Genomic DNA, 25,433 nt, shown 5'->3' with positions numbered 1-25,433 from the left:
TTACGGCGCGCCGACCGCGTCGCGGATCTGCCGGCGCAGGGCGTCCGCGTCGTCGAGGACGAGGCGGACGCGCAGGATTCGCACGCCGGCCGAGAAGGCCGGCGGCAGGCGCACCGCGTCCTTCTCGGTCGTGACGAGGTCCGCCCCGAGGCGCCGGGCCGCATCGGCAAGACCGGCAAGCTCTCGCTCCCGGTAAGGATGATGATCCGGGAACGGGCGCATCCCGGCGACCACCGCTCCCGCTTCGGCCAAGCTCGCGAAGAATTTCTCCGGGTAGCCGATGCCCGCGAAGGCAAGGCAGCGGCGGCCTGCCAGATCGTCCGCCTCCCGGACGAGCCGCGCCCGGTGGACCGGCAGGCCGCGTCGCTCGGCCGCCCGGGCGACCCTTTCGCCCGCGGCTCCGTCGCCGATCACGATCACCCCGCCGACATGCGGCCATTGCCGGGCCAGCGGCGCGCGCAGCGGCCCCGCCGGGAACGGCAGGCCGTTGCCGAGGCCGGCCGAGCCGTCGACCACCGCGAGACTGAGGTCCTTGACGAGGCTCGGATTCTGCAGACCGTCATCCATCACGATGACGTCAGCGCCGAGGCTCCGGCACAGGGCAGCACCCGCCGGGCGGTCGCGGGAGACGATCGTGGGTGCCTGACGGGCGAGGAGCAGCGGCTCGTCGCCGACCTCGGCGGCCGCGTGGCGCTCGGGATCCACCTGCACCGGACCCGCGGTCCGCCCCCCATATCCGCGGGACAGGAAGGCCGGCGCGGCACCGAGTTCGGCGAGGAGGGCCGCGACCATCAGGGCGGCCGGAGTCTTGCCGGCCCCGCCGAGGGTGAAGTTGCCCAGACAGAGGACGGGGCAGCCGGCTCGCGCGCCGGGACGATCCATCCGCCGGGCCACGAGGTCCCCGTAGACCGCCCCGAGCGGCGCGAGGCCGCGCGCGGCCACGTGATCCGGCCCCGCCGCCCAGAAGGCCGGAGGTCGCATCAGGCTCGCGCCAGCGGTCGTACGGGGGTGCCCCGGTCGAGGCGCTGGAGCTTCATCTGCGCCACGAACGGGTCAAGCACCGCCAGCGTACGGGCCACCGCCCCCTCGAAGGGCTCGAGGGCGCGCTGCCCCGCGCGGGCCATGTCGGCGAGCCGCGCTTGGTCGCCGAGAAGCTCGGCGGCGACCGCCGCCAGCTCGACGCCGTCGCGTACCGGCAGGGTGCCGCCGGCACGGTCGAGGGCCTGATAGATCACGCCGAAATTCTCGGTGTGGGGCCCGTGCAGCACCGCCGAGTCGAGACGCAGGGGCTCGATCGGATTCTGGCCGCCCCGCGGGACCAGAGACCCGCCGAGGAACACCAGCGGGCTCAGGCGGTAGAACAGGCCCAGCTCGCCGATCGTGTCGGCGACGTAGACCTCGATGGAGGGATGGGGCCGACCGCCGGTGGAACGCTGGGCGCTGCGCAGGCCGACGGCGTTCGCGCACGCGACCGCCTCTGCACCCCGGGCCGGGTGCCGCGGGGCGATGATCGTCAGGAGCTGGGGAAACTGCGCCTTCAGCATCGCGTGCGCGTAGGCGACCATCGCCTCCTCGCCGGAATGCGTGCTCGCCGCGACCCAAACCGGCCGGCCGGCCATCATGGAACCCAGATAGGCGAGTTGCTGCGCATCGGCCGGGGGCACCGGCGCGTCGAATTTCAGATTCCCGGCGATGCTCACCCGCGGCGCGCCGAGCTTGGCGAAGCGCTCGCCGTCTTCCTGAGTCTGCGCCAGGCAGATCGCGATCCGCGTCAGGAGTGCCTTCGCGGTGCGCGGGCAGCGCTCCCAACCCCGAAACGAGCGCTCAGACATGCGCCCGTTGACCAGAATGAGGGGGACCTCGCGCTCGTCCAGCGCCAGGATCGTGTTCGGCCAGATTTCCGACTCAGCGATGACCGCGAGATCCGGCAGCCAGTGGTCGAGGAAACGGCCGACCCAGCGCGGCGCGTCGAGGGGCATGTACTGATGTACCGCGCCCGGGGGCAGCCGGACGCCGACCAGCTCGGCGGCCGCGCGTGTGCCCGTGGTCACGAGGACCGAGAAGCCGCGGGCGATCATGCCGTCGACGAGCCCGATCAGCGACAGGGCCTCGCCGACGCTCGCCCCGTGCATCCAGGCCAGCGGCCCGACGGGCCGGGCCCGGCCCGGCAGGCCCCGCCGCTCCGGGAGCCGGCGCGGATCCTCCTTGCCGCGCTGCGCGCGCCACGCGAGCAGGCCGGTCAGCGCTGGCTCGCCGATGCGCAGGCCGGCCCGGTAGGCCTGCAGCGGCAGCGTGACGGAGGGGCGCCTCACGCGAGGTCTCCCACCGGCGTGGAGGCTGTCACCTCGGGCGCCTCGCGGTAGAGCGCGGCCCGGTCGGCGCGCCCCACCAGCGCGTAGGCGCGGGCATGGACGCGATTCATCTCGGCCTCGACATGGCGTCGAAGCGCCTCGAACGCCTCACCCTCGCAATCCCGCGCAACGTAGACGGGCTCCCCGAGCACGATCGCTCCACGCCCGAAGGGGAGGCCAAGGCAGGCTCGGTCCCAGGACTTGAACCGCAGATGCCGGCTCGTCACCACGGCAGCGGGAACGATCGGCCGGCCCGAGAAACGCGCCAGCGTCAGGATCCCGGCATCGCACCGGCGCGACACCTTCGGCACGTCCGCGCTGAAGGCCACGGACTCGCCTGCCTTGAGAGCCCGCAGCATCGCTCGGAAGCCCTCCGCACCACCTTTGGCGCGGGTGTCGCTGGCCCGGCTTCGGCCGCGGGCGCCGGATGCCCGAATCACGCGCACGCCGAGGCGCTCCAGCGCGATGGTGTTGATGTTGCCGTCCGGATTCTTGGAGATGATCGTGGCGACCCGATCACCCGGCCGGCGCATGAACGGCATCATGATGTGCTGCCCGTGCCACATGCCGGCGATGAGCGGCAGCCGCGCGTCCATCCACCGGTCCACGCTGCCCGGCGCAGCCCCGGCCGCGTGGACCTCGAAGCGGTTGGTCGTCTGCACGAGCCGCAGATAGGACGCGGCGATGCGGCCGAGGAGGCGCTGCACTGCGGGATGACGGAGGATACGCTTGCCGAGACCCATGTCACGCCTGAGGCGGCTCGACCGCCATCACCCGATCAGTTCGGGATCGAATTCGACCGCGCATGGTCTAGCCCCCGCGCCTGAGACGAAACAATCCGCCTCGCCCACAACCCTACGGATAGGCGACCTGTACGGGTGGCCATTCCGGTCCCGCCGATGCTCCCGCGGCGCGGCGAAAACACGGCAGCGCCTCTTGTTTAGACAAATTCCAGACTGTAGATTGGAATTGATCCAAAGAGGAGTTTTACGATGGCCGCCCTTCTCCAGAGCGCCGCCGAGATTCACGAGGAGGCGCGGCGCGCCTTCGTCCTGCGCTATGTCCAACCCGGCCTCGCCGGACTGATCGACGGCTCGGTCTCGACCCTTGCACCGATCTTCGCCGCGGCCTTCGCCACGGGGCATAACGGCGCGACCTTCCTGGTGGGGCTCGCGGCCTCGGTCGGCGCTGGCATCAGCATGGGGTTCACAGAGGCCCTGTCGGACGACGGCGCCGTCACGGGCCGCGGCGACCCGTGGCTGCGCGGCCTCGTCTGCGGCGCGATGACCACACTGGGCGGCCTCGGCCACACGCTGCCCTATGCGATCCCCGACACGCTCCCGGCTGGCTGGCCGGATCCTTTCGTCCTGGCCACGAGCCTGGCCATTCTCGTGGTGGTGGTGGAACTCGCGGTCATCGCGGCGATCCGCACGCGTTTCATGGCAACGCCGTTCTGGCGCGCGGCCCTGCAGGTCATGGTCGGCGGCGCGCTGGTGCTGGTGGTCGGGATGCTGATCGGAAGCGCTTGACGGGAAGCGTCGCGCCCGCGATGCGGAGCGCCTTACGTCCCCGTGTCGAGGGTGACCACCGGCGTTGACCTTCCGCCTCATCCATCTCAGCGATCCGCATGTCGGGCCTCTCGGCCGGGTGCGCCTCCGCCATCTCATCGGCAAGCGCGCCACCGGCTACGCCAATTGGCGGCGCGGGCGCTCGCGCAGCCACGACATGACCGTGCTGGAGGCGCTGGTCACCGACATGAAGGCGCAGGGTGCCGAGCACGTCGCCTGTACGGGCGACCTGTGCAACATCGGCCTGCCGAGCGAGTGGGAGACCGCCCGGACGTTCCTGGAAGCGCTGGGGTCGCCGGAGGCGGTGAGCTTCGTGCCGGGCAATCACGACGCCTATGTCCGCGGTTCCCTGGAAGGCCTGCTCGCGGCCTGCGGCCGCTACACGGGCGACGATTCCGGTTCGTGGGGCCGCTTTCCCTACCTGCGGCGGCGTGGCCCTCTGGCTCTGGTCGGCCTGTCGAGCGCGATCCCGACGAAGCCCTTTGTGGCGACAGGCCGCCTCGGGGCGCCCCAACTGGCTGCGGCCGAAGCCCTGCTCCGGGCCCTCGCCACGGAGCCGGGCCGGCCCTTCCGCGTGGTGATGATCCACCACCCGCCGCAGCCGGGAGGCGCCTCGCCGGGGCGCGAACTGAAGGACGCCGCGGCGTTCACCGCGATGATCGCGCGGGCCGGAGCGGACCTGATCCTGCACGGTCACAATCATATTACCAGCGCGGCCCAGATCCCGGGACCGGACGGTCGGGTCGTTCCGGTGATCGGGGCCCCCTCCGCGTCGGCACGCGCGGACGGGCACGGGGCGATCGCGTCGCGCCGGGCCTCCTATCTGCTGTTCGAGATCGGCCGGGCGGAACGGGGGTTCACGGTCACGGCCCGCAGACGAGGTCTCGACGCATCAGGCGCCATGGGCGATCTCGGCGCCCTGGATCTCGGCGAGGCGGAACACGCCTGAGCTCCTGAGCCGGCGCGACCGCGCAATCGGCGGCGCCGGCCCGAAGATCGGTGGGCGGATCAGATGCCGGCGACCGCGAGGTCGGCGCGCTGTTGTCGGCTGAGGCTCGCTTCGTAGCGCTCGGCCTGGAGGCGGGTGAGGCCGCATATCAACGCGAGTGTTCCGCGATACACGGTGTAGGTGCCGTCGTGAGTCGGCTTGACGCGAATCACCTCTGCCATGGGAGCCTGCCTTATGCTGGAGATTGCCTGCCTTTAGTCTAAGGAAATCATCCCTTCTTGCTGAATTGGCCGGTCGAACGCGCGAACGAGGGCGAGGTTATCAGTCGTTCCAGGGGTGGCAAGAGCCGTCTACGTCGAAATGCTTAGGTCTTTCTGCTGCAACGCGGCAAAGCCTTGCCCGGGCTTGCGATCCGCGGATGCGCAAAAAAGCGGCCGTCGCTTTGCATATTGAATATGCTGCGCGGGCCGGCCGAGAGCCGCTCGGGCGGCGCGAATCGTAGGATGGATCCCGCCCGTCCGGGCGCTCGAAAGGTACCCCCATGCAGCTCTGGCGTCTGACGGCGACCGATCTCGCGGCCCTGATCCGCACCGGCCAAGTTTCGGCCAGGGAGGTCGCGCGGGACGCTCTCGACCGGCTCGATGCGGTCAACGGGCGGATCAACGCCGTTGTCGAGCACCGGCCGGAGGAGGTGCTGGCGCAGGCCGACGCGGTGGACGCCGCCCGGGCGCGCGGCGAGGCCGCCGGTCCGCTCGCGGGCGTGCCGGTCACCATCAAGGTCAACGCCGACCAGCGGGGCTTCGCGACGACGAACGGGCTGCGCCTCCAGCGCGACCTCGTGGCGACGGACGACAATCCCGTCGTCGCCAATCTCCGCCGGGCCGGCGCCGTGCTGCTCGGGCGAACCAACACGCCCGCTTTCTCCCTCCGCTGGTTCACCACCAACCAGCTCCACGGCGACACCAAGAACCCCCGCGATCCGGCGCTGACGCCCGGCGGCTCGTCCGGCGGCGCCGGCGCCGCGGTGGCGGCCGGGATCGGCGCGATCGCCCACGGAACCGACATTGCCGGCTCGGTGCGCTATCCGGCCTATGCCTGCGGCGTGCACGGGCTGCGGCCGAGCCTGGGCCGGATCCCGGCCTGGAACGCCTCCTCCCCCGAGCGCGGCATCGGTCCGCAGCTGATGGCGGTCTCGGGCCCGCTCGCCCGCAGCATCGCGGATGTGCGCCTCGGCCTGGAGGTCATGGCGGCACCGGATCCGCGCGACCCATGGTGGGTGCCGGCGCCGCTGGAGGGGCCGCGCGTCCCGCGCAAGGTCGCTCTCTGCGTGCGGCCGGGGGGGCTCGACACGGTGCCGGAGGTCGAGGCCGCCCTGCGCGAGGCCGCGCGGCGCCTCGGCGGGGCCGGGTGGGTGGTCACGGAGATCGCCGACACGCCGCCGATCCGCGAGGCAAGCGAACTCCAGCTCCAGCTCTGGCTCGGCGACGGCTACGCGGCGGTCCGGGCTGCGGCGGAGCGGGAGGGTGATCCGGCCGCGATCGGGCTTCTGGACAGCTTCCGGGCGCGGGCCGAAGCGATGGCGCCCGACGCCATCGCCCGGGCGCTGACCCGGCGCGCGACACTGGCGCGGGAATGGTCGCTGTTCCTCACCGAGAACCCGGTGCTGCTGGTCCCGGTCTCCGGCGAGCTGCCCTTCCCGGACGGGCTCGACCGGACCGGCGATTCCGGGATCGCCCGGGCCTTCGAGGCGAACCTGCTTCAGGTGGGATTGGCGCCGCTTGGAATCCCGGCGCTCACCGTGACGACCGGACTCATCGGACGCACCCCCGTCGGCGTGCAATTGGTCGCGGCCCGATATCGGGAAGACCTGTGCCTCGCGGCCGGCGCGGCCATCGAGGCCGGCGGCGTACCGGAGATGCCGGTGGACCCGGTCTGACGCCCGACCGTCATTCCCCGAAACTGAATCGTCATAGCCCGGCGTTTGCAATCAGTGATTGCAAACGCCGCAACATGTCGGCGATCGCCACCAATGGGTGTCTGGAAAGCAACCTGGTTGCTGGCCGCTCTGACGGGGCGCCGCCTGACATGCGGGCGGTCGGGTTAGGTCAGGCCCCGCCTGACGCTCCGAGGTTTGCCAGCAATGCTGCGAACAGCTGCGCCCGCTGCGGCAGCGTCTCGATCAGCACGTGCTCCTCGAGGGTGTGGTAGCCCTGGCCCAGCGGCCCGAGGCCATCGAGGGTCGGGATGCCGTTGGCGCCGGTGAAGTTGCCGTCCGAGCCGCCGCCGGCGCTGCGGTGGGGCAGGGGCCGGCCGAGCGCTTCGCTCAACGCACGCGCCTGTTCGTAGAGGGCCATGCAGCCCGCATCCGGCTCCCAGACCGGCCGGGTCACGCCCCGGGACACGGTGAAGCGGACACCGTCCTCCTCCCCCGTGAGGGCCAGCATCCGCTCGACGCCGCGGTCGAGGTCGGCTTGGCGCTTGGCCATGCTGAGCGCCTGTCCGCGACAGACGGTCGGGACGCAATTCACCCACTGCCCGCCCGAGACGATCCCGGTGGAGAATGTGCAGTCGGCATCCGACAGCGCGTCGATGGCCAGGATCTTGCGCGCCATCGCGCGGATCGCCGAGCGCCCCTCGTGGGGCGAGGCGCCGGCGTGGCTCGGCCGGCCCAGAGCCTCGAGGTCGAAGCGGGCGATGGCGTAACGACCGGTGACCACGCCGTTCTCGGGCTGACCCGGCTCGGGGACGAGCACGAAGGCGTGGCGTGCAGCCTCCGCCTCGATCAGGTCGCGGGTCGAGGGGCTGCCGACCTCCTCGTCACCGGTGAACAGCACGGTCACGGGCAGCCTCGTCTCGATCTTGGCCATCGCCAAGGCGCGGATCGCCGCCAGCGCGATGACGTTGCCGCCCTTCATGTCGAGGATGCCCGGGCCGTAGGCACGATCGCCCTCGATCCGCCAGGGAAGGCTTCCGACGGTGCCGACCGGGTGCACCGTGTCGAGATGGCCGAGCACGAGGATGCCGGGCGCATCGCGATCCCTGTGCGGGAACCGCGCGCGAACGCAGTCGCTCAGGCCCATCCGGCCGGGAATCGTCTCGACGGCGGCCCCCAAGAGGGCGAGATCGCGGGCGGCGACGCCCATCATCCGGTTGACCGCCGACGCGTCGTGGGTCGGGCTCTCGCACTCCACCCAGGGGCGCAGTGCCGCGAGGATCTCGCGCGCGTCGAAATGCAGGTCCCGGATCATCGGGCTGTCTCCTCGGCGAACGGATCGGCGACCCGCGGCCAGTAGGGGCGGGGCCGTTTGGTATAGGGGATCGCACCGTAATCCGGCGGAACTGCCCCGGGTGCCCCGACGTAGCGGACCTCGCTCGCGATGGGAGCGAAGGCGGCATAGAAATGCTGCATCGACTTCACCACGACGATCCGCTTGTCGTCGAGGGTCAGGCCGAGGCCCGTGAACGCGTCGGGCGCGAAGGCCTGCTGGCGCTTGTGGGTCAGAACCACGTGGATCCCGTCGGCCTCGACCCAGGCGGCGGGGCCGAGATGGGCCCGGCCGCCGCTGAGGCCGGTCTGGCTGTGGTCGTCCGCGAGGCCACGCACGGTAATTCGCAGGTCCACCGGATCCCCGGAGGTGACGCCGCACTTGCCGCCGATCCGAACCGTGAAGGTCGCCCCGAGCCCGGCCTCGTGGCAGATGCCGACCGCGCCGGGATCCCAGATCAGGCCGAGGGCCACGTCCCTGATGCCCCGCTCCGCGAGTCGCGCGAGGATCGCGGTGTTGTCGGAGGGCGCGCCCGCGCCGGCATTGTCGGCAAAATCGGCCAGCACCATCGGGCGCGGGTCGTCGGAGGCGAGGGCGAGATCGATCGCCGCATCGATCGTGTCGCAGTGGCTCGCCGCCTCCTCCCGCATCGCCCAGACGGCGCCGGCGAGTTCGTCGGCCAGTGCCTGCGCCTTGGCGCCATCACCGTCGGCAACGACCAGCATCTTGGCACCCACATCCGCCACGTCGCCCCACGGGAAGCCGTGCCCGAAGGAGACCGACAGGATGCCGTCGCGCCCCTCCAGCGCCTCCATCCGACGTACGAAGCCCGCGACCGGCTCGCGGCTGGTGCGCCACATGTTGACGATCCGGCAATCGGCATAGGCCATCACCGGCCGGATCTCCTTTGACACGGTCCGGACCACCAGCGGGTAGAGGTCGCGGGCACGGTCGACGATGTCGGTGTGCGGATACTCCTTGTAGATCACGATGACGTCGGCATTGGCCCGCATCGTCTCGGTGAGGTGGCAGTGGAGGTCGAGTTCGACGCCGATCGTGGCGTCCGGCCCGACGATGGCGCGGGCCCGCTCCAGGATGTCGCCCTCGCAATCATCGGTGCCCTCGGCCACCATGGCGCCGTGCATGAACAGCAGCACCGCGTCGACCGGCATCGCGGCCTTCAGATCCTCCAGCAGGGCGTCCCGCAGCTCCTCGTAGACGGCCCGCAGGGTGATCCCGCCGGGCTGGGCGAAGGTCGAAAGGCTCTCGACGATCGTATGCCCGTCGGCCTCGGCCATCTCGCGCCAGGCCTTGAGACCGATATTGCTGAGGCTCGGGGGGGTCCGGCTGCCGTCCCGACGGGCGTAATCGGCGTGGAACGCCGCCAGTCCGGTAGGCAAGGGTGCGAAGGTATTGGTCTCCGTAGCGAGACCCGCGATGAAGATCTTCAAGGTCCTGTCCCTATCCGTCCCGGCCGCCGGGTCAGGCGGGGCTGGGGGTCAGCGTGATGACCGTTTCGGTGGCCGCGTCCACGGCCGCAGGGCCGTAGAGCATCGGCACATAATCCTGGCGCCCCCAGACCGGGGCCAAGTCGGCATAGTGCGCGCTTGCCGGCTCCCCCGACTGGCCCGGCACGTTGATGAAGACCGAGCGGTCCCAGTCCCCCACATCCACGACCATGCGGAACGAGGCGCCGTGGGTGAGCCGGAACGTATCGGTCCGGTACTCCGCGTGCATGACCGATGCCGCGGCGCCGCCGAGGGACAGCGGACCGACGTCCCAGCCGGAATCGGGCGTCAGCGCGGTGAGGGGATGGGCGAACACCGCGTGGTGCAGGCGGCCCCAGGACCAGCCCGAGGGGTCGGATCCCATCCGCTCGCGGCAGGTGCCGTAGGCGGCGCCGAGGGCGGCCGTGAGCAGCACCATGCGCGCCTCCGGATCGAGATCGGTCTCCAGCCGCTCGATCAGGCTCTGCGTGTCGCCGGGCGGAAGCAGCCCGCGGGTCTCGGCGTCGGACGCGAGCGCCGTGAGCAATGCCGGCCGCAGATGGCGGACCCAGAAGACCTCAATGAGGGCGGCCGCGGCAGAGCCATGGTGCAGCGCGCCGTCGAAGGACGCCAGTACGGCCTGAGCCGACGCGACATCGGGATCCGGGGCCGTGGGCAGCGCCCGAACCAGCTCGGCCAACCGGTGGGCCGGCTCGGAGAAGACGTCGCTCTGGAGCGCCTGCGAATCGGCGAGGCTGTGCCGGACCTGGCCGCCGAGCACCGCGCGGATGCGGCGGGCGCGCCAGGGCTCGGCCCATTCGAACCCGAGCTTTCGATCCTCTGCGGGATAATCGGGCGGCAGATTCATCTCGTTGGCGGTGGCGAGCCAGGCCGAATCCGGATCGATGCTGCGGGGCAGGGCGCCGGGATCGTGGAAGCCGGCCCAGTCGTAACGGCCGTCGCCCGGCGCCGGCAGCAGGCCGTCATGAGCCGGCCGCACCGGCGCCTTGCCGGCCATGAACCACGCGATCCGGCCCGTCGTGTCGGCGTAGAGCTGGTTCACGGAGGGCGCCGACCAGTGGTGCAGGGCCTCGCCGAAGGCCTCGGGCGTCATGGCGCCGAGATAGGCGAGACTGCCGAGATAGGCGGCGGCACCGGGCTCCGACCACACGGTCCGCAGCGCGAAGGCTTGGCCGCCCGCCTCGCGGAGCACCGGTCCGTGCCGGGTGAAGCCCAGAATCACGGTCTCGTCCGGTTCGCCCCGCACCGGAATCTCCTCCGTGATCCGCGTGATCGGCGCCCAGCCGTCGCCGGAGCGGTAGCGATCCGGATCAGCCGGGTCGATCTCGCAGACGAACAGATCCTCCTGGTCCATCGGCGCGATGGTCAGGCTGAAGGCAGCGTGGCCGTTATGGCCGATGGAGATGCCGGGCAGAGCCGGCTCGCCCGCCCCGATCACGTCGAGTCCCGGGGCAGTGAGGTGGACGGCGTAGCGCAGCGACGGTTGCAGGTAGACCCGGTGCGGATCGCTTGCCAGGATCGGCCGTCCGGTGGCGGTGCGGGACGGCGCCACCGCCCAGTTGTTCGAGCCTTCGGATGGCTCCTTCGGCGCGCTGCGCGGCCCCCGCGTGACGGCCCCGTGTGCGTCGACCTTGGACCAGTCCCAGGCCTCTTCGCGCGATGCGGCCATCCGTTCGGGACTGAACCCCACCGTCGCCGTGGCTAGGCGAAAGTCGTCGAGGAGATCATCCGGCCAGTCGGCGGCGTCGAACCCGTCCGGAACGACCGGCGCATGCGCCGGGCTGATCCGCTTGCGCAGGTCGTCCACGGCGAGCCCGTCCGCCGGGCTCCGATTGCGGGCGAGCACCCGCGCGCGCGCGACCTCGGACAGGACGTTGCGGATCAGCCCGTGGCTGCGGATGCGCACCACGTCCTCCGGCCGCCACCGGGCCGGGCGCGTCTCGGTCAGCGCGAATTCCGGAGGCCGCAATTCGGGCCGCGCCTCGGTGAGCGCCACGTAGGCGTTGATCCCCGCCACGAAGGCCGTGACGATGGCCCGCGTGTCCTGCGGCCCGTAAGCCGCCCACTCGGCCGCCATATCGCCGCGGTAGAGGAACAGCCGGGCGGCCCGGTCCTGGGCGAGGTAGCCCGGTCCGAAATCCGCCGCCAGCAGGCCGAGGCCGCGCTTGCGCCAGAGGTCGAGCTGCCAGAGCCGGTCCCGCGCCGCGTTGAACCCCTGCGCGCGGTACGCGTCCAGCGCCGTGCCGGCGCGGATATGCGCCAGCCCCCAGCGATCGACGCGGATCTCCACCGGCCCGTCGAGGCCGGGGAGGGGATAGGTCGCCCCGCTCACAGAGCCACTTCGATGAGGTGCGGCCCCGAATTGGCCAGCGCGTGCTGGAACGCCTCGATGAAGTCGGGCAGCGTCTCGACCCGCCGGCCCGCGACGCCGAAGCCGCGGGCAAGGCTCACCCAATCCACGGCCGGATCGTCGAGGCTCAGCATGCCCAGCGCCTTCGGGCCGGGATTGAGCGCGCCGACATTGGTGAGTTCCGCCCGCAGGATCGCATAGGAGCGGTTCGACCAGACGAGCGTCACCACGTCGAGGTGCTCGCGGGCCTGGGTCCAGAGCGCCTGCACCGTGTAGAGCCCGCTGCCATCGGCCTGCAGGTTGATGACCTTGCGGTCGGGACAGGCGATTGCCGCGCCGGTCGCCATCGGGATGCCGAGGCCGATCGAGCCGCCGCTGAGCTGAAGCCAGGTATGGGGCGCCGCGTCCCGGGTGAGGGTGAAGAAGTTGCGGCCCGTGGTGATCGACTCGTCGCAGATCACAGCGCCCTCCGGGATCAGCGCGCCGAGCACCTGCCCGATCGTGTCCTGATCGAGGGGACCCGAGGTCGGGAGCTTCGGGCGTGGCCGGACGGCGACCGACTCGGCCGGCGCGGCCGCGACGGCCTCGGCGAGCCGCTCGAGGGCGTCGATCTGGTCCTCCTCGGGCGCGGCCAGCGTGATCGTGGTGCTCCCCTCCGGCGCCAGCAGGCTCGGCTTGCCCGGATAGGCGAAGAAGCCCACCGGCGGGGTCGCGCCGATCAGGATGATGTGGCGGAAGTCCTTCAACGCCGCGATGCCCTGGTCGATCGGGTAGGGCAGGCGCTCGATCGGCACGGTGCCGGCGCCGCGGTCGATCCGGGAATTGGACGTCATCGCCATCAGCTGGGCGCCGGTCTTGCGGGCGATCCGGTCGGCGATCACCCGGCCCTCGCTCCGCACGGCTTGGTCGCCGAGATGCAGGAGCACCGGCTCGCCGCTACGCAGGGCCTTCACGGCCGCCGCGACCGCGTCGTCGCTCGCCCGCGCCCGCTCGGGGATCGGCGGCACGGGCGCAGGGCCGGCGCCCGGATCCCAGGCGGTGTTAGCCGGCAGGATCAGGGTCGCGACCTGCCCGGGGGCGGTCCGGGCGGCCGCGATGGCGGCGGCGCCGTCGGATCCGATCTCAGCCGCGCTCATTCCGGTCCGCACCCAGGAGGACATCGGATGGGCCAGCCCCTCGATGTCCGAGGTGAGCGGCGCGTTGTATTCCCGATGATACGTTGCATGCTCGCCGACGATGTTGACGACGGGGGTGCGCGCCTTCTTGGCGTTGTGGAGGTTGGCCAATCCGTTGGCCAAACCCGGCCCGAGATGGAGCAGGGTCGAGGCCGGCTTGCCGGCCATGCGGGCGTAGCCGTCGGCGGCGCCGGTCGCCCCGCCCTCGAACAGGAACAGCACGCAGCGCATGCCCTCGACCCGGTCGAGGGCGGCGACGAAGTGCATCTCGGAGGTGCCGGGATTGGTGAAGCAGACCTCGACCCCGCCCTCCACCAGGGTCCGGACCAGGCTTTCGGCCCCGTTCATGGCGCGCGGCGTCTCGTCGGTCACGGGCGTCTCCTTACACGGGCCGGCCGTCCCGGCTGGCGACTCGAATTTTTTATTATCGTGGCGCAGCCGGCGCCACGCGCAAGGGGCGACGTCCGGCATCTTCTGTTCGCCGGACGCAGGGCCTAAGCCTGAGCGTGGCGCAGGAATTGCGCCCGGCGCGCCGCAACTTCGACGATTGGGATCCGGATGACATCTCGCCGCCTGATTGCCGCCGCCCTGGCGGGTACCGTGGCCCTGACGGGATCGGCCAGTGCCGAGAGCGTCCTGCGCATCGCCATGACGGCGAGCGACATCCCCACCACGACGGGCATGCCCAACAACGGCTTCGAGGGGATGCGCTTCCTCGGCTACCCGATCTTCGAGGGTCTGGTGCAGTGGGACCTCAAGAGCACCACCAAGCTCGCCGGCATCATCCCGGCGCTGGCCGAGCGCTGGGAGCAGGACCCGAACGACAAGGCGGTCTGGACCTTCCACCTGCGTCAGGGCGTGACGTTCCATGACGGGACGCCGTTCAACGCCGACGCGGTGATCTGGAACCTCGACCGCTACTTCAAGAACGACAGCCCGCAATTCGAAGCGCAGGGCGCCGGCATCAGTCGAGCCCGAGCGCCGCTGGTCGGGAGCTATAAGAAGATCGACGACACCACGGTCCAGATCACCACCACGCAGGTGGCGTCGTACTTCCCCTATATGGCGGTCTACCTGCTCTTCACCTCGCCGACGTCCTTCGAGAAGGCCGGTCGCGACTGGAGCAAGGTGGCCGCTCTGCCGGCGGCCGGCACAGGTCCTTTCAGGATCACCCGCGTCGCACCGCGGGAGGCGGTCGATCTCGCCAAGTTCGACGGCTACTGGGACCCGAACCGGATGGCCAAGGTCGACAGGGTCCGGCTCCTGCCGATCCCGGAGGCCAATGCGCGCGTCGCAGCGTTGCGGGCCGGTCAGGTCGACTGGGTCGAGGTGCCGGCGCCCGACGCGATTCCGTCGCTCAAGCAGGCGGGCTTCACCATCACCACGGGCTCATACCCGCATGTCTGGCCCTACCTCTTCAACATCGGCGCCAAGGACAGCCCGCTGAAGGATGTGCGCGTTCGGCAGGCCCTGAACTACTGCATCGACCGGGCCGGCATCGTCGAACTGCTCAACGGCACGGCGGAGCCGGCGACCGGGTGGCTCAACGACCGGGATCCGAATTTCGGCGCGCCGAAGAATCGTTACACGTTCGACGCAGCCAAGGGGAAGGCACTGCTCGCCGAGGCCGGCTTCACCGAGAAGAAGCCGCTGAGCCTCAAGGTGATGATCTCGTCCTCCGGCTCTGGTCAGATGCTGCCGATGCCCATGAACGAGTACCTCCAGGAGAATCTCAAGCAGGCCTGCAACGTCGATGTCAGCTTCAACGTGGTCGAGTGGCAGGTTCTGCTGAATTCGGCCCGGGCACTGCCGGACGCGCCGGGTCTCCAGGGCGCGATGGCGCTCAACGTCTCCTCGCCCTCCTCGGATGCCGCCGTCATGGCCCGTTACTTCGCGGGCGACCGATTCCCGCCGAACGGCTTCAACTTCCCGAACTGGAAGGACGACGCGTTCAACGCGGCCCTCAAGGCACTTGCCGAGACGACCGATGCCAAGGTGATCGACGCGCAGACCAAGATCGCCCACGAGCGCCTCGTGGATGATCCACCCTGGCTGTTCGTCGTCCACGACCTCAATCCCCGCGGGATGTCCAAGAAGGTCCACGGTTTCGTCTCGCCGCAATCCTGGTTCGTCGACCTCACCCTCGTCAGCGTGCAGTAGAATCCATGTCCGACATCGATCCCGTACACGCCACCGCGGCCGAACTTGCCCGGTCGATCCAGGCGCGGAGCCTCTCCCCGGTCGACGCCGTCGATGCCCTGCTCGGCCGGATCGAGCGGCTGGAGCCGAAGCTCCAGGCCTTCACGGAGGTTTTCGCCGCCGATGCCCGCCTCGCCGCCGAAGGGGCCGACCGGGCGATCCGGTCCGGCCACGCGGTGGGGCCGCTCCACGGCGTGCCGGTGGTACTCAAGGATCTGATCGATCTGCAGGGCCGGATCACCATGGGCGGCTCGGCCGCCCACCGTGTCCGCCGGGCCGAGCGCACCGCGACGATCGCCAAGCGCCTCATCGGGCAGGGCATGATCGTCCTCGGCAAGACGCACACGGTGGAGTTTGCCTATGGCGGCTGGGGCACCAACCAGCATCTCGGCACGCCGTGGAACCCCTGGGATCCCGAGACCCCACGCACGCCCGGCGGCTCGAGCAGCGGGACCGGCGTATCGGTGGCTGCTCGGATGGCCCCCTGGGGCATCGGGACCGATACCGGCGGATCGGTGCGTCTGCCCGCCGCCTTCTGCGGCTTGACGGGACTCAAGGTCACGGTCGGGCGGGTATCGACCTGGGGAATCGTGCCGCTCTCGACGACGCTGGACACGCCCGGACCGCTCGCCCGCACCGTGGAGGACGCCGCGCTCCTCTACGAGGCGATTTCCGGCCCCGATCCCCTCGATCCGACGACCCGCGGCATCACACCGGACGCCCTCGGACTCACTCTGAACCGCGGCGTGCGCGGCCTGCGACTCGGCCGCATGCCGGCCGCCGAGCGCGAGGGCGTCGCCTCCGACATGCTGGCGGCCTACGACGCCGCCCTCGACCTGCTGGCCGGACAGGGGGCTGAGATCGTCGACGTCGTCCTGCCGTTCCGGTTCAGCGACTGTCTGGCGATGAGCCAGATCACCAACGCCGAGGCCTATTTCGTCAACGGCGCCTTGGCGGAGGATCCGACCGCGCAGCTCGGCGACGCCGTGCGGTCCCGGATCCTGGCCGGCGCGAACGTCACGGCCCAGGAATACCTCGGCACGCTTCACCGCCGGGCCGCAATGAAGCTGCAATACGCGGCTGCCCTCGAAGGCATCGACGCCCTTCTGACGCCGACCACGGAGAGTGCGGCGGTGGCGCTTGCCGCCGTGGACGAGGCGCACCTGCCGTCGCGATTCACCCGTTTCGGGAACCTGCTCGATCTCTGTGCCCTGGCGCTACCGAACGGCTTCACCGCATCCGGGTTGCCGCTGTCGCTGCAGATCGTCTGCCGCGGCTACGACGAGACGACGGCGCTGCGAATCGGACAGGCGTACCAGCGGGTGACCGAGTGGCACCTGCGACGGCCGCCGGTGTGAGGGCAGGGCGCCTCCGGATGCGCTTGGCCGGATCGGTCACCAGCTTACCGGCCGGCTCAGCAGAAGGGGACGCAGCCGCCGACCCGCCCGTTCAGACAGCCGGTGCCTGGCCCGCCACCACGACGCCCAGCGTATCGAGGAGCGACGACCGGGCCCGGCTCACCCGGCTCTTCACGGTGCCGACCTGACAGCCGAGCTTCAGGGCGGCCTCCTCGTAGGTGTGGCCTTCCGCCCCGACCAGCAGCAGCGCCTGCCGCTGCGCCGAGGGCAGATCACCGAGACGCTCCCAGACGACCTTGAGGGTGCTGGCATCCTCTTGGTCGGACGGGCTGGTCATCTGACCGGCATGCGTTCCGTCGACGTCCTCCACTTCCCGCCGCGTCTTGCGCAGGTCGGTGTAGAACTGGTTGCGCAGAATGGTGAACAACCACGCGGTGAAATTCGTGCCGGGCCGGAAGCGTGCCTGGTTCGCCCAGGCCTTCACGAATGTCTCCTGCACCAGATCGTCGGCGCGGCTCACATCCCCGACGAGAGACAGCGCGAAGGTGCGCAGAGCCGGGAGGGCCTTGATGATGTCACCGCGGAAGTCAAAGGGCACCGTCTCGCCGTGCGCCGTCACTGCCGCCTCGAAGCGGGTCACCAAGGCAGAGAGTTGCGCCGGCAGCGGCTCCTGCTCCACGATCCTGAAATACTCTCGGATCGGCAGGGCGAGATGCTGGCCGATGGCTGCGGCGTAGCTGGTCCCGTCCCGGGTACCCGCGTCTGCATCTGACCGGTCCGCAGCGTCCTCGATCATGAACGTTTCCGCCTCCAACGTTGGTATACTGGAATTGCTCTAACGTCGGTAGCGGGAAAATTCTGAACCGATGCCAAACGCTCCCGAATATGACAGGAAATTTAGGCAGAGCGTCCGGAGTGACAACGTCCATCGGATCCCCGTTCCGGGACTGGCGGCCGGATGGCGGGGGATGCAGACTGTGCGCCTCAGGAGACCGGGATGAGCCACGATCACGCGCATCACGAGCATGGACACCACGATGATCACCATCACGGCAGCGAGATCTCGCCCGTGGAGGCCCGTGTCCGCGCCCTGGAATCCCTGCTCACCGAAAAGGGCTATGTCGACCCGGCGGCCCTCGACGCCCTGATCGAACTCTACGAGACCAAGGTCGGCCCCCATGCCGGTGCCCGCGTCGTGGCCAGGGCCTGGGTGGATCCCGCCTACCGGGCTCGGCTCCTGGGCGACGCCACGCCGGCCATCGCCGAGCTCGGTATCGGCGGCCGGGGCGGTGAGCACATGGTGGTGGTCGAGAACACGCCGGAGATCCACAACCTCGTCGTCTGCACCCTTTGCTCCTGTTATCCCTGGCCGGTGCTCGGCCTGCCCCCGATCTGGTACAAGGCGCCGCCCTATCGGGCTCGGGCGGTGATCGACCCACGCGGCGTGCTCGCCGATTTCGGGGTGACACTGCCGGAAACCACCCGCATCACCGTCTGGGATTCGACCGCCGAGACCCGTTACATGGTTCTGCCGATGCGACCCGCGCAAACCGAGGGCTTCTCCGAGGAGGCGCTCGCCGCCCTCGTCACACGCGATTCCATGATCGGCACGGGCCTTCCCAAGGGCATCCCGACCACGCCCTTGGAGATGCCGGTATGAACGGCGCGCAGGATCTCGGCGGCGCGCACGGCTTCGGGCCGGTGGCGCCGGAGCCGGACGAGCCGGTCTTCCATGCCGCGTGGGAGCGTCGTGTCTTCGCCATGGCGATGGCCATGGGCTACACCGGTGCCTGGAACCTCGACGGCAGCCGCGCCACCCGCGAGTCGCTGCCGCCCGCCGAGTATCTGTCGTCGAGCTATTACGAGATCTGGCTGAAGGCACTGGAGCAGCAGGTTGCCGCCACCGGGCTGGCGACGCAGGCCGAGATCGAGACCGGCAAGTCCACGGAGCCGGCAAAGCCCGTCGCCCGGGTCCTGGCCCGCGACGGCCTGGAGGCGCGTTTCCGGGCCGGGTTTCCGAGCAGTCGCGCCGCTGATGCGCCCGCTCGCTTCGCCGTCGGCGACTCGGTCCTGGCGCGCAACATCCATCCGACCGGTCATACGCGTCTGCCGCGCTACGTGCGCGGCAGACGGGGACGGATCGTGCGCGTCGACGGGGTCTTCGTCTTCCCCGACACCAACGCCTACCGGACGGGCGAGAATCCGACCTGGCTGTACACGGTCGCCTTCACCGCCCAGGAGCTGTGGGGCGAGAGCGGCGATCCAGGCGGTCTCGTGACCGTAGCGGCCTTCGAACCCTATCTGGACCCCGCGTGACCGATCCGTCGCCGACCAACTTCGCGGCCCCCTGGGAGGCGCAGGTCTTCGCGCTGGTGGTCTCTCTGCGGGAGGCTGGGCTGTTCACGTGGTCGGAATGGGCGGACCGTCTCGGCCGGCAGATCCGTCCCGCGGACGGTCCTGAGCGGACGGCGGATTACGGCGCGTGGCTGACGACGCTGGAAGCGATCCTGGCCGAGCGCGGCGTCGCCGGACCCGAGAGCGTCGCGGCGCGGACCGAGGCGTTCCTGCGGGCCGCCGAGGCAACGCCCCACGGTCAACCGATCCGCCTGGAGAACGACCCGCTCTACCGGCCCTGAGACCGAAGCCCGTCGAGTGGGACAGGAGCGGCGTGGGACCGGCCGCTCATCAGCTGGTCGAGCAGCGCCAGAACCTCCGGCCGCCCGCAATTGCGCGCGGGCTCGAACGGCGTCCAGGTCTGGACGAAGTCGAGACGCTCGAACACGTCGCGGTAGCGGCGCAGCTCGCTCGGGGTGAGCGGCACCCCGCGCACGAAGGCCTTGTGGGCCGAGATCGTGGTTGCCCGGCGGAAATCCGCCGGGTCGAGCTCGAACTTCAGCGCGTCGCCGCAGAAGCAGATTTTTCGCGACCGGTCGTAGAGGACGGCGTGGCCGTCGAAATGGCCGGCGGTGCGGTGCAGTTCGAGGCCCGGAAGCGGCTCGAGGAAGTCGTCATAGGGCCAGCTCACCTGCAGGGCCGCGCTCCAGGTGAAGTCGGCGGCCGGCAGGCACAGCTCCGGGTCGAACCGGTCCTGAAGCTGCGGCAGCGCACCGTAGGAATGCGGGTGCGAGGCCGAGAGCACCGCCATGCCGCCGAGCCGGGCGATCTGTTCCAGGGCGGCCTCGCTGAAGACCGGGCAGCCCTCGAAGCCCATATTCCCGTGCTCGGTCTGGATCAGGTAGGCGGAGGGGCCGATGCCGGAAACCGGCTCGTTCCAGAACCGCCAAACGCCCGGCTCCAGCTCCTGCCAGTGGCAGGGAAAGGCGTCCTGCGCCTCGCGGGCCGTGCGGAAGCGCCAGCCGTCCTGGGGCACCACGTGGCGGGCATCGAGGCACATCGGGCAGGTAGCCGGCGTCTCGAAATGACGTTGCCAGAACCCGCAATTGTCGCAGGTATAGGCGGGCAGCTTCAGGGCGCCCGCGAAGGGCAGATAGCCGGGCATCGTCTCGGACCTTCCTCGGGGCGGCTGATGTAATAGGCTGCGCGACCGCGCGCAGCCGTCACGTCCGCCCTGGCAGGCGGCGCGCCGAGCGGGCGGCGTGGACGGTACCGGCGAGCCCGATCAGCGCCAGCCCGGCGAGGCCACAGACCACGAGATCGCGGGTGCGACTCGTGCAGAACTCGGCCCGGCTTGCCTTCGTCCGGCCGATGAAGCGTCCGTCGATCCCGACCGGACCGGGCACGGCCTCGTAGAGATTGCCCTCCATCTCGGGGATGGTCTCGTCGGAGAGCTGCGCCGACCACATCGAGGCGGCCTTGCGGTCGGCAAGCGCCGGCGCCAGAGCCTGGGCGGCGGCCATCATCATCGACGAGCGTCCGACCCAGACCTCCCGGCGCGGGTGCTCGGCGGCGTACAGGATCGCCTCGGCGCAGAGCCGCGGGTCGAAGACCGGATCCGGCGCGTATTGCCGGTGCCCGGTCCGGTTGCGCGCCCAGTTGAATTGCGGCGTGTTCACCGCCGGCAGGTAGACGACGCTGAGGCTGACATCGACCCGGTCGTGGAGCAGCTCGCAGCGCAGGGCGTCGGTGAAGCCCGAGACCGCGAACTTCGCCGCGCAATAGGGCGCCTGCAGCGGCGCCGCGCGGATCGCAAGGCCGGACGAGACCTGGATGATCGCGCCGCGGTTGCGCCGCTTCATGAAGCGGAGCGCCGCCAGCGTCCCGTAGACCTGGCTCAGATAGGTGGTCTCGGTCACGCGCCGGTACTCGTCCGGGGTGATCTGGTCGGCCGGGTTCACGATGGTCGACATGGCGTTGTTCACCCAGGCACGGATCGGGCCGAGTTCCCGCTCCACGCGCTCGGCGGCCGCGTCGACGGCCTGCGGATCGGCGACATCGGCGCGGATTGCCAGGACAGGCTGACCGTAGGCGGCGAGGGCCCGCTCCGCCGCCGCGAGACGGTCCGGATCGCGCGCGACCACGGCCACCGACCATCCGCCCGCGGCGAACGCATGCGCCGTGGCAAGCCCGATTCCGGCCGTGCCCCCGGTAACGACCGCAACCCGTGCCATACCCACCTCAAATCGTCGAAGGATCCAACCGGCAACACGGTTCGGCGACCGCGGTTGCGCCCACGCATCGGGCCGGAACGTCACGGGGGGGCGATTATCGGATCTGGCGACGCAACGTCCGACGGTTGCCGCTGTTGACTGGCTGTACCGCGATAGGCCGAACCACCGAGGGTCGAAGCCATGCGCACCGGACGACACTTCTCCCTGCCGATCGATCCCTGGCCGCAGGCCTCTCTGGCCGAGCGGACCGCGGTCGGGATGGTCCTGACGTTCCTGCTGCTCCTGCCCGCCTGCGCGGCCGGGGCCGCGCTCTTCGTGGTGACCACGCTGGCGGCCCACATCTACTGGTCCTACGACCTCGGCGCTTCGCTGCACGCCCTCATCGCCCGGCGCACCGGGGCTTCTGCCGGGCGGCACGGCCGTCTCGTCCGGAAGGCCTGAGGGTCGCCAACAGTCGCGCAAAGGGGGTGCCGGTCCACACGGGGCGATAACCCTGTGACCGTGATCCCTGTGCGTTCGCCTCGGTCCGATTTGACCTGACCGTCTCTCGTGGGCCAGTCAGGTTCGGAACCGAGAGATCGCCATGTTCCGTAGCCTGATGACTGCGCGGCGCTTCGCGCCGCTGTTCTGGTGCCAGTTCTTCTCGGCGTTCAACGACAATTTCCTGAAGAACGCGCTCGCCTTCCTGATCCTGTTCGGGATCGGCGGACAGGCAGATGCCCATGCCGGCGTCCTGGTGACCCTGGCGAGCGCCGTGTTCATCGGGCCGTTCTTCATCCTGTCAGGCCTCGGCGGTCAGTGGGCCGATCGGTACGACAAGGCGCTGATGGCGCAGCGGCTCAAATTCGCCGAGATCTTTGCGGCTGGCACCGCCGTGCTGGGCTTCCTCCTGCATTCCGTACCGGTGCTGTTCGTGGCGCTCGGCCTGTTCGGGACAATCGCGGCCCTGTTCGGCCCGATCAAGTACGGGATCCTGCCGGACCATCTGCGACGTGAGGAACTGCCCGCCGGCAACGCCCTCGTCGAGGCCGCGACCTTCCTGGCGATCCTGCTCGGCACGATTGCGGCCGGGGCCGCCTCGGCGATGGGCGGCTCGGGCCTGCTGTTCGGCGTGCTGGTGATGGGCTTCGCCATCCTGTGCTGGCTCTCGGCCCGCATGATCCCGGCCACCGGAGAGGGGGCGCCGGACCTGCACGTCGACCCGAACGTCTTGCGCTCGACCTACGCGCTGCTGAGCGACCTCTGGGCCGATACGCGCCTCTGGCGCGGCTCGCTCACGGTGAGCTGGTTCTGGCTGGTCGGCGTGGTGGTGCTCTCGCTGCTGCCCGTGCTGGTGCGCGGCGCCTTCAACGGCACCGAGACGGTGATCACCCTGCTGCTGGCTCTGTTCTCCATCGGCATCGCGCTGGGCTCCGGCCTCGCCTCGTGGCTCGCCAGCGGCCGGATCGTGCTGCTGCCGACGCCGGTCGGCGCGGTGCTGATGGGCCTGTTCGGCCTCGACCTCGCCTGGACGATCGGACACCTGCCGTCGCCGCCCGCGGAGCCGATCGGCCCGCTCGCCTTCCTGCGGACCGGTCACGGGCTGCGCACCGGGATCGACTTCCTGGGGCTCGCGATCTCCGGCGGCCTCTACATCGTCCCGTCCTTCGCGGCCGTGCAGGCCTGGGCCGAGAAGGCGATGCGCGCGCGGATCATCGGCGCCGTCAACGTCATGACGGCGGCCTTCATGGTGGCCGGCACCCTGGCGCTGGCGGCGCTGCAGGGCGCGGGCCTGACGATCGCAAGTCTGCTCGCCGTGGTGGCGGTGCTGAACCTGCTCGTCGGCGCGATCGTGTTCGCGACCCTGCCGACCAGCCCGTTCCGCGATGCCCTGTCGATCCTGTTCCGGGCTTTCTACCGCCTGGAGGTCCGTGGCTTCGACAACATCGCGGCGGCCGGGCCGAACTGCATCGTCGCCCTCAATCACGTGTCGTTCCTCGACGCACCGCTGGCCCTGTCGCTCCTGGAGCAGGAGCCGGTCTTCGCCATCGACAGCGGCATCGCGCAGCGCTGGTGGGTGCGGCCGTTCCTGCGGGTCACCAAGGCGATGCCCCTGGACCCGACGCGCCCCCTCGCCACCCGGACGCTGATCAACGCGGTCAAGGGCGGCGAAACCCTGATCATCTTCCCCGAGGGCCGGCTGACCGTCACCGGAAGCCTGATGAAGGTGTATGACGGCGCCGGGCTGATCGCCGACAAGTCGGACGCCATGGTCGTGGCGGTGAAGCTCGACGGCCTGGAACGCACCGTCTTCTCGCGGCTGTCGCGCGGGCAGGTGCGCCGCCGCTGGTGGCCCAAGGTGACCGTGACGGTGATGCCCCCGGTGCGCCTCGCCGTCGATCCCGCGCTCAAGGGCAAGGCCCGGCGGCAGGCGGCGGGCGCGGCCCTCTACGGGATCATGTCGGACCTCGTGTTCCGCACCGCGGATATCGACCGCGGCCTGATGGCGGCTCTGATCGAGGCCGGCGAGCGCCACGGTTGGCGCCGGAACGCCCTTGAGGATCCCGTCGGCGGGCGCCTCAGCTATGGCCGCCTGGTCATGGGCGCCAACATCCTCGGCCGCAAGCTCATGCCGCTGGCGCCCGAGGGCGGGCGGATCGGACTCATGCTGCCGAACGCCAACGGTGCCGCGGTGACGCTGTTCGCCCTCGCCTCCGCCGGCCGGGTGCCGGCGATGATCAACTTCTCGGCCGGGCCCGCCAACGTGCTCTCGGCCTGCCGGGCGGCTGAAGTGGGCAAGATCCTGACCTCCCGGGCCTTCATCGAGAAGGGGCGGCTCGGGTCGCTCGTCGAGGCGATCCGCGGATCGGTCGAACTCATCTACCTGGAGGATGTGCGGGCCACCATCACGACCGGGGACAAGATCCGGGGCTTCCTCGCCCCGCGGCGCCCCTTGGTGGCGCGCTCGGGCGAGGATCCGGGCGCGGTGCTGTTCACCTCGGGCAGCGAAGGCACGCCGAAGGGCGTGGTGCTCGCCAACCGCTGCATGCTCGCCAACGTGGCGCAGGTGGCGGCCCGGATCGACTTCGGGCCAATGGACAAGGTGTTCAACGTGCTGCCGGTGTTCCACGCCTTCGGCCTGACGGCCGGGCTGGTCCTTCCGCTGGTCTCGGGCGTGCCGGTCTACCTCTACCCGTCGCCGCTGCATTACCGGATCGTGCCGGAGCTGATCTACGGCTCGAACAGCACGGTGCTGTTCGGGACCGACACGTTCCTGACGGGCTATGCCCGGGCCGCCCATTCCTACGATCTGCGCTCCCTGCGCTATGTCGTGGCCGGCGCCGAGGCCGTGAAGGAGACGACTCGGAGGACCTGGGCGGAGAAATTCGGCCTGCGCATCCTGGAGGGCTATGGCGTCACCGAGTGCGGGCCTGTGGTGGCGCTCAACACGCCGATGTTCAACCGCTTCGGCACGGTCGGGCGGATCCTGCCGGGCATCGAGACGCGCCTGGAGCCGGTGCCGGGGATCGAGGAGGGCGGCCGCCTCTCCATGCGCGGACCCAACATCATGCTGGGCTACCTGCGCGCCGAAAAGCCCGGCGTGCTGGAGCCGCCGCCGGGGGGCTGGCACGACACCGGCGATATCGTGGTGATCGACCCGATGGGCTTCGTGACGATCAAGGGTCGGGCCAAGCGCTTCGCCAAGATCGCTGGGGAGATGGTGTCGCTCGCGGGCATCGAGTCGCTGGCCGCCGACCTCTGGCCGGATCGGTTAAGCGCGGTCGCGGCGGTGCCGGACCCGCGCAAGGGCGAGCGCCTGATCCTGTTCACCCAGGAGAAGGGCGCCACGCGCGCCGCCTACCAGAACTTCGCCAAGAGCCGTGGCGCCTCCGACCTCGCGATCCCCGCCGAGGTGGTGGTGCTGGAGGCAATCCCGATGCTCGGCACCGGCAAGATCGACCAAGTCGCTGTCACCAAGCTCGCGCTGGAGCGGGCGAAGGAGGATGCGGCGGCCTGACCGGCAACCCTCCGCGCCCCGCGTCATCCAAACGGGGGATGCGGCGCAGTTCGGGATCCGCTCGTATCGCCGATACAGCCGCGATTCGAAATGCTTGCTGTGTTCGGGTTGCGGGACTGCGGGGGTCGCGCGTCACATCGGCGA

20 protein-coding genes and 1 pseudogene are annotated in these 25,433 nt (G+C 70.4%); 10 read left to right on the top strand and 11 right to left on the bottom strand.

Annotation, left to right across the window (positions count from 1 at the left end; translation table 11 throughout):
- Genes lpxK through BLT59_RS12215 form a run of 3 tightly spaced genes read right to left on the bottom strand, consistent with a single transcriptional unit; the run spans window position 1 to window position 3,094 of the window.
- Window positions 1-981, bottom strand: a complete 981-nt coding sequence (lpxK, locus tag BLT59_RS12225) for a tetraacyldisaccharide 4'-kinase (protein ID WP_091779872.1) — start codon at window positions 979-981, stop codon at window positions 1-3.
- Window positions 981-2,312 (bottom strand): 3-deoxy-D-manno-octulosonic acid transferase, encoded by a 1,332-nt coding sequence (locus BLT59_RS12220; protein WP_091779870.1) that lies wholly within the window; start codon window positions 2,310-2,312, stop codon window positions 981-983. Before BLT59_RS12220 ends, lpxK begins: the two co-directional genes overlap by 1 nt.
- Window positions 2,309-3,094 carry a lysophospholipid acyltransferase family protein gene (locus BLT59_RS12215; RefSeq protein ID WP_091779867.1) on the bottom strand — a complete coding sequence of 262 codons (786 nt, stop codon included), beginning with the start codon at window positions 3,092-3,094 and terminating at the stop codon, window positions 2,309-2,311. The genes BLT59_RS12220 and BLT59_RS12215 overlap by 4 nt, the downstream gene beginning before the upstream one ends.
- Window positions 3,095-3,388: 294 nt before the next feature.
- Between BLT59_RS12215 and BLT59_RS12210 the strand changes: the two are divergent.
- Together BLT59_RS12210 and BLT59_RS12205 are read left to right on the top strand one after the other, a co-directional pair.
- Window positions 3,389-3,880 (top strand): annotated as a pseudogene (locus tag BLT59_RS12210) (VIT1/CCC1 transporter family protein); the annotation flags it as partial.
- A gap of 64 nt (window positions 3,881-3,944) precedes the next feature.
- Window positions 3,945-4,868, top strand: coding sequence for a metallophosphoesterase family protein (locus BLT59_RS12205; RefSeq protein WP_091779861.1), 924 nt, complete (start codon window positions 3,945-3,947; stop codon window positions 4,866-4,868).
- Window positions 4,869-4,927: 59 nt separating this feature from the next.
- On the opposite strand, the gene BLT59_RS31275 is transcribed toward BLT59_RS12205, so the two are convergent.
- The gene (locus BLT59_RS31275; RefSeq protein WP_173009238.1) at window positions 4,928-5,089 is read right to left on the bottom strand and encodes a hypothetical protein; all 162 of its coding nucleotides are present in this window, start codon (window positions 5,087-5,089) and stop codon (window positions 4,928-4,930) included.
- Window positions 5,090-5,409: 320 nt separating this feature from the next.
- Here BLT59_RS31275 and BLT59_RS12200 point away from each other — a divergent pair, with 320 nt between their 5' ends.
- Window positions 5,410-6,804 carry an amidase family protein gene (locus BLT59_RS12200; RefSeq protein WP_091779858.1) on the top strand — a complete coding sequence of 465 codons (1,395 nt, stop codon included), beginning with the start codon at window positions 5,410-5,412 and terminating at the stop codon, window positions 6,802-6,804.
- A 169-nt stretch (window positions 6,805-6,973) separates the two neighbouring features.
- Here BLT59_RS12200 and BLT59_RS12195 read toward each other — a convergent pair whose 3' ends face one another.
- The 4 genes from BLT59_RS12195 to BLT59_RS12180 are packed head-to-tail and all read right to left on the bottom strand — an operon-like array spanning window position 6,974 to window position 13,515.
- A complete protein-coding gene (locus tag BLT59_RS12195; RefSeq protein WP_091779855.1) occupies window positions 6,974-8,116 on the bottom strand; it encodes a M20/M25/M40 family metallo-hydrolase in 1,143 nt (380 codons plus the stop codon).
- A complete protein-coding gene (locus BLT59_RS12190; protein ID WP_091779852.1) occupies window positions 8,113-9,585 on the bottom strand; it encodes a M81 family metallopeptidase in 1,473 nt (490 codons plus the stop codon). Before BLT59_RS12190 ends, BLT59_RS12195 begins: the two co-directional genes overlap by 4 nt.
- A 31-nt stretch (window positions 9,586-9,616) precedes the next feature.
- Window positions 9,617-11,974, bottom strand: a complete 2,358-nt coding sequence (locus tag BLT59_RS12185) for a penicillin acylase family protein (RefSeq protein ID WP_091779850.1) — start codon at window positions 11,972-11,974, stop codon at window positions 9,617-9,619.
- Window positions 11,971-13,515, bottom strand: coding sequence for an acetolactate synthase large subunit (locus tag BLT59_RS12180; RefSeq protein ID WP_091780242.1), 1,545 nt, complete (start codon window positions 13,513-13,515; stop codon window positions 11,971-11,973). The genes BLT59_RS12185 and BLT59_RS12180 overlap by 4 nt, the downstream gene beginning before the upstream one ends.
- Before the next feature lie 210 nt (window positions 13,516-13,725).
- Here BLT59_RS12180 and BLT59_RS12175 point away from each other — a divergent pair, with 210 nt between their 5' ends.
- Together BLT59_RS12175 and BLT59_RS12170 are read left to right on the top strand one after the other, a co-directional pair.
- Window positions 13,726-15,327 carry an ABC transporter substrate-binding protein gene (locus BLT59_RS12175; RefSeq protein ID WP_091779847.1) on the top strand — a complete coding sequence of 534 codons (1,602 nt, stop codon included), beginning with the start codon at window positions 13,726-13,728 and terminating at the stop codon, window positions 15,325-15,327.
- A 5-nt stretch (window positions 15,328-15,332) separates the two neighbouring features.
- The gene (locus tag BLT59_RS12170) at window positions 15,333-16,724 is read left to right on the top strand and encodes an amidase (protein ID WP_091779845.1); all 1,392 of its coding nucleotides are present in this window, start codon (window positions 15,333-15,335) and stop codon (window positions 16,722-16,724) included.
- 91 nt (window positions 16,725-16,815) lie between these two features.
- Here the strand turns inward: BLT59_RS12170 and BLT59_RS12165 are convergent, their stop codons facing one another.
- Entirely contained in the window at window positions 16,816-17,520 is a 705-nt protein-coding gene (locus BLT59_RS12165; RefSeq protein ID WP_091779843.1) for a sigma-70 family RNA polymerase sigma factor, read from the bottom strand.
- Window positions 17,521-17,721: 201 nt separating this feature from the next.
- On the opposite strand from BLT59_RS12165, the gene nthA reads away from it, so the two are divergent.
- From nthA to BLT59_RS12150, 3 genes are read left to right on the top strand one after another with little or no spacing between them, the layout of a single operon-like run.
- Window positions 17,722-18,384, top strand: a complete 663-nt coding sequence (gene nthA / locus BLT59_RS12160; RefSeq protein ID WP_091779841.1) for a nitrile hydratase subunit alpha — start codon at window positions 17,722-17,724, stop codon at window positions 18,382-18,384.
- Window positions 18,381-19,040 (top strand): nitrile hydratase subunit beta, encoded by a 660-nt coding sequence (gene nthB, locus BLT59_RS12155; protein WP_091779839.1) that lies wholly within the window; start codon window positions 18,381-18,383, stop codon window positions 19,038-19,040. Before nthA ends, nthB begins: the two co-directional genes overlap by 4 nt.
- Entirely contained in the window at window positions 19,037-19,360 is a 324-nt protein-coding gene (locus BLT59_RS12150) for a nitrile hydratase accessory protein (protein ID WP_091779837.1), read from the top strand. Before nthB ends, BLT59_RS12150 begins: the two co-directional genes overlap by 4 nt.
- Here BLT59_RS12150 and BLT59_RS12145 read toward each other — a convergent pair.
- Complete coding sequence (locus BLT59_RS12145; RefSeq protein WP_091779835.1) at window positions 19,348-20,223, bottom strand: MBL fold metallo-hydrolase; 876 nt, start codon at window positions 20,221-20,223, stop codon at window positions 19,348-19,350. The genes BLT59_RS12150 and BLT59_RS12145 overlap by 13 nt on opposite strands.
- A gap of 58 nt (window positions 20,224-20,281) precedes the next feature.
- Complete coding sequence (locus tag BLT59_RS12140) at window positions 20,282-21,292, bottom strand: SDR family oxidoreductase (protein ID WP_091779832.1); 1,011 nt, start codon at window positions 21,290-21,292, stop codon at window positions 20,282-20,284.
- Window positions 21,293-21,472: 180 nt separating this feature from the next.
- On the opposite strand from BLT59_RS12140, the gene BLT59_RS12135 reads away from it, so the two are divergent.
- Window positions 21,473-21,733, top strand: a complete 261-nt coding sequence (locus tag BLT59_RS12135) for a hypothetical protein (protein ID WP_091779830.1) — start codon at window positions 21,473-21,475, stop codon at window positions 21,731-21,733.
- Between the two features lie 142 nt (window positions 21,734-21,875).
- Entirely contained in the window at window positions 21,876-25,289 is a 3,414-nt protein-coding gene (locus BLT59_RS12130) for an acyl-[ACP]--phospholipid O-acyltransferase (RefSeq protein WP_091779828.1), read from the top strand.
- Window positions 25,290-25,433 lie beyond the last annotated feature (144 nt).

Source organism: Methylobacterium sp. UNC378MF (genome assembly GCF_900103195.1).
Classification (GTDB): domain Bacteria; phylum Pseudomonadota; class Alphaproteobacteria; order Rhizobiales; family Beijerinckiaceae; genus Methylobacterium.
This window is presented reverse-complemented; position numbering and strand designations above follow the sequence as displayed.